The sequence below is a fragment of the Coleofasciculus sp. genome, from assembly GCF_046539235.1.
GTDB lineage: Bacteria > Cyanobacteriota > Cyanobacteriia > Cyanobacteriales > Coleofasciculaceae > Coleofasciculus.
Map to the genome: position 1 here is coordinate 1 of NZ_JBKHHI010000493.1, position 4479 is coordinate 4479.

Here is a 4479-nt window from a genome sequence, read left to right on the forward strand (position 1 = left end):
GCTTTTGGGTAGCGAGCAAGATGCTTTTGGGTAGCGAGCAAGATGCTCGCACTACTACGGCAAGGATTTTGCCATTCTTGACAGTAAGGTTTAAATGCCGAACAGCTTACCATGTCCTACTGGTACTTTATTCTGGCGCCGCTCCCTTAGCTATGCCAAACCAGTAGGAGGGTAACTGGAATCACGTTATACAGTCACCTGAGTTTTCTGATTCTCTGTAGAGGCTTTTAACTTCTCCTCTCGTGCCAAAAACTCCGCCAACTGCCCCTCAATTTGATCCCGGACAATATGACGATATTCCATAAAATGCTCGTTGTGAGCGCAAACAATTAAATAATGCTCCCAAACCGCTGGATTGCGTCGAATCATACTAAATAAATGATGCCAAAACTTCCAGCGTGTTTTCCGTTTCAGCCCCTGTCGCCAACACACAATTGCCACTGCCTTTAAATCTACCCAACTCGGCAATTTAAACGGTGGTTTACACTTGGGTTCTCCGAGTTTCAGGAAATACCGATACACCCGATCTAAATATTGCTCCGGCTCATATAATTGCCAAAACGCCTCGACATATTCCCGGGCAATTTCTTCTAAAGGGCGAGTGGGGATAAAATTCATTAACGTAGTCTGATTAATATTGCCATCTTTGCCCCGGAGTCGCCCCTCCTTATCTAACCGATGCCACAATGCTGTATTCGGTAAAGCTTGCAACATGGCAAAGGTTGTAGTCGGAATTCCTGTCTGTTCAGCAAACCGGACAATCCGCGAACCCGCACCCGATTTCTCCCCATCAAAACCGACAATAAAACCAGCAATCACCCGTAATCCTGCCTCAGTAATAATATCCACTGATTCAGCCAACGAACTGCGGGTATTTTGGAATTTTTTGGTCAACTGCAAACTATCCTCATCGGGTGTTTCAATGCCCAGAAACACGGCATCAAAATAGCACTCGACCATTAATTGCATCAGTTCGGGGTCTTGCGCCAAGTCAACAGAGGCTTCGGTATTAAATCGGAAAGGATACTGGTGTGCTTCTTGCCAAACTTTTAATTCTTTGAGCAATAACTTGACATTCCGCTTATTGCCAATGAAGTTATCATCAACCATAAACACACCCCGCCGCCATCCCAGTTCATAGAGATAGTCTAATTCTGCCAATAACTGGGCGGGTGTTTTCGTCCGGGGCTTGCGTCCATAAAGGACAATAATATCGCAAAATTCACATTGAAACGGACAACCGCGCGAGAATTGCACCGACATTGAATCATAAGCGTCAAATTCCAATAAATCAAACCGAGGAATTGGCGTGGTTGTCACATCCGGTTTTTCCCCATGGGAACGGAATATGCCTGTCTCATCTCCCCGTTGAATCGCCTCGACAAACAGGGGTAATGTAATTTCGCCTTCGTCTAAGATCAGGTAATCAGCCCCCGCCTCCTGCACCCCATCGGGAACAGAGGTGGGGAAAGGACCCCCACAAGCCACCCGTTTCCCTCGCCGTTTGGCTTCCCGGATTTGTGCCAGTAAATCCCCTTTTTGGACAATCATCGCCGAGAGAATCACAACGTCCGCCCATTCCCATTCCGCTTCGGTGACGGCTCGGATATTGCGATCCACCAGTTTAAATTCCCACGTCTGTGGTAAAATAGCCGCAACAGTGACCAACCCTAACGGAGGCAGTAAAACTTTGCGATCGACTAATTCTAATATTTTTTCATAAGACCAGAATGTCTTGGGAAAGAGAGGATAGACGAGTAATGCTTTCATATTAGAACTAAATCACCATTACGTTGGCATCGGATAATAGTACCCGTTTTAGCACAAAAATCCGGTTAGATTAACAAATCCAACGTCATAAATTTCGAGTGAATGCTTTTACCCCCTAAAGCAAACTTGTCAGGTAATAACTGATCGTTTCTCGAATTCTACAAAATTTTCACTCAAATCCGCTCAAATCCTCTGCGCCCCTCTGCGTACCCCTCTGCGTTCCTCTGCGTTGAAAAAATATAATCTTCACTCCATCATGCCAACCTCTGACCTAAAAATAGTCTCCCTACTCCCTAGCGCTACTGAGATTGTCGCCGCTTTAGGCTTAACCGATGCAATTGTTGGGCGATCGCACGAATGCGACTATCCTCCCGACATCCAAAACCGCCCCATTTGTACCGAGGCGCGACTGGATGCAGAAAAACCCAGCGCCCAAATTGACCGGGATGTGCGTCGCTTAGTCAAGGACGCCCTGAGCATCTACCAAATTAAAACCGATACCCTGGAACAGTTACAACCCACCCATATTGTTACTCAAGATCAATGTGATATCTGTGCGGTCAATTTTCCAGAGGTGGAGAAAGCGGTGGCTGAACTCACCCGTAGTCAGCCGCAAGTGATTTCCTTGCAGCCGAATCAATTAAGCGAGGTGTGGGCAGATATTGAACGAGTAGCGGCTACATTAGGCGTAGACGCGCAACCCTTACTGAATCAACTCCAGTCTCGTGTGGACGCGATTGAGCAAAAAACACAGAACCTATCCCTAACCAATCAACCCACAGTCGCCGCGATTGAATGGACTGATCCGTTAATGGCGAGTGGTAACTGGATTCCCGAATTAGTTGATATGGCTGGGGGTCATCATTTATTTGCCGCCTTGGGTAAGCATTCGCCGTACTTGGAATGGGATGCGCTGCTGAAAACAGACCCCCAAGTGATGATTATTATGCCCTGTGGTTTTGATTTAGAGCGAACCCATCAGGAAACCCAGCAGTTAACTCAGCGTCCCGAATGGTCAGAGTTACAGGCGGTACGGAATCAGAAAGTGTATATTACCGATGGCAATGCTTATTTTAATCGTCCCGGACCCCGATTAGTTGATTCCTTAGAAATTTTGGCAGAAATTCTGCATCCAGAATTATTTAATTTTGGGTATCGTGGAAAGGCTTGGGACGTTGTAGAGACGTAGCATGCTACGTCTTGAATCTTGTGTAGGGGCAGGTTTTACTACTAATATAATATCTTACATGATATCACCAGGTTGTCCCCGGATACCCCCATCACTGTACCTGCGTTCCTACCAGCAACAAGCGATAACCAACTGGTTTAGCAATCAGGGACGCGGTACGCTGAAGATGGCGACAGGGAGTGGCAAGACAATTACCGCCCTCGCGATCGCAACCCAACTCTATCACCAAATCGGCTTACAAGTCTTACTGGTTGTTTGTCCCTATCGTCATCTAGTTACCCAATGGGCGCGAGAATGTCAGACGTTTAATTTAGAACCGATTCTGGCGTTTGAAAGTGTCCGCCATTGGCAAAATCAACTGTCTACTGCCCTTTATAACTTACAATCGGGCAATCAATCTTTTCTGACAATTATCACCACCAACGCCACATTGATCACAGAGGGGTTACAATCTCAACTTAAATACTTTCCCCCCAAAACCTTAATTGTTGGTGATGAAGCCCATAACCTAGGGTCTCGACGCTTAGAAGAGAGTTTACCACGCAATATTGGCTTACGTCTTGCCCTATCCGCGACACCAGAACGCTATTTTGATGAGGAAGGAACCCACGGCTTATTCAACTATTTTGGCTCAGTTTTGCAACCTGAACTGACTTTAGCGGATGCGATTCACCAAGGGGCATTAGTTCACTATCTCTACTATCCAATCTTAGTGGAATTAACCGAAACTGAATCTATCGCCTATGCCAAATTTACTAAACGCATTGGCTGGGCGCTAATGAATAATGAAGGTGTCGATATCCAGAATAATGATACTGTAACTGCCTTATTAATGCAACGCGCTCGTTTAATTGGGTCAGCGGCTAACAAGTTAACCGCATTGCAACAGTTAATGGCAGAACGATTAGAGACCTATCACACGTTGTTTTATTGTGGAGATGGTTCAGTGGAAGGCAGTGTAAGTCAGGAAACCACTCGTCAATTAGCAGCCGTAACCCGGTTATTAGGAAGTGAACTTGGATATCGGATTAACACCTATACAGCAGACACGCCTTTAGCCGAACGAGAGGAATTACGTCGTCAATTTGAAACCGGAAAATTACAAGGATTGGTGGCGATTCGCTGTCTTGATGAAGGGGTAGATATTCCAGCGATTCAAACCGCTGTTATTCTTGCTAGTAGTGGAAATCCCCGCCAGTTTATTCAACGGCGGGGGCGGATTTTGCGCCCGCATCCTGATAAGGAACGGGCAACTTTATTTGATATGATTGTTCTCCCTCCAGATTTAGGACGACAAACCTTCGAGGTAGAACGGAATTTGCTCAAAAAAGAGTTGAAACGGTTTTTAGAGTTTGCTGATTTAGCCGATAATGCAGGGGAAGCCCGACTAAAATTGCTGCAACTTCAGGAACGGTATGGATTGCTGGACATTTGACCCTAAGTAGGTGGACATAATTAACGTGAACGGTGAAGATTGTCATTTGTCATTTGTCATTTGTCATTTGTCATTTGTCATTTGT

Annotated in this window: 3 protein-coding genes; 2 read left to right on the forward strand and 1 reads right to left on the reverse strand. The window is 45.8% G+C overall.

From position 1 onward, the window contains the following. Positions 1-186: 186 nt before the first annotated feature. Positions 187-1770, reverse strand: coding sequence for a B12-binding domain-containing radical SAM protein (locus ACLFWI_RS27350; RefSeq protein WP_446415553.1), 1584 nt, complete (start codon positions 1768-1770; stop codon positions 187-189). Positions 1771-2026: 256 nt separating this feature from the next. Between ACLFWI_RS27350 and ACLFWI_RS27355 the strand changes: the two genes are divergently transcribed. Together ACLFWI_RS27355 and ACLFWI_RS27360 are read left to right on the forward strand one after the other, a co-directional pair. After that, a complete protein-coding gene (locus ACLFWI_RS27355) occupies positions 2027-2959 on the forward strand; it encodes a cobalamin-binding protein (RefSeq protein WP_446415554.1) in 933 nt (310 codons plus the stop codon). Positions 2960-3017: 58 nt separating this feature from the next. Further along, entirely contained in the window at positions 3018-4394 is a 1377-nt protein-coding gene (locus ACLFWI_RS27360) for a DNA phosphorothioation system restriction enzyme (RefSeq protein WP_446415555.1), read from the forward strand. Positions 4395-4479: the final 85 nt, after the last annotated feature.

What these genes read in the sequence shown, in the direction of transcription:
- ACLFWI_RS27350 (WP_446415553.1), bottom strand. Translation starts at nt 1,770, where the DNA reads ATGAAAGCATTACTCGTCTATCCTCTCTTTCCCAAGACATTCTGGTCT.
- ACLFWI_RS27360 (WP_446415555.1), top strand. Translation starts at nt 3,018, where the DNA reads ATGATATCACCAGGTTGTCCCCGGATACCCCCATCACTGTACCTGCGT.
- ACLFWI_RS27355 (WP_446415554.1), top strand. Translation starts at nt 2,027, where the DNA reads ATGCCAACCTCTGACCTAAAAATAGTCTCCCTACTCCCTAGCGCTACT.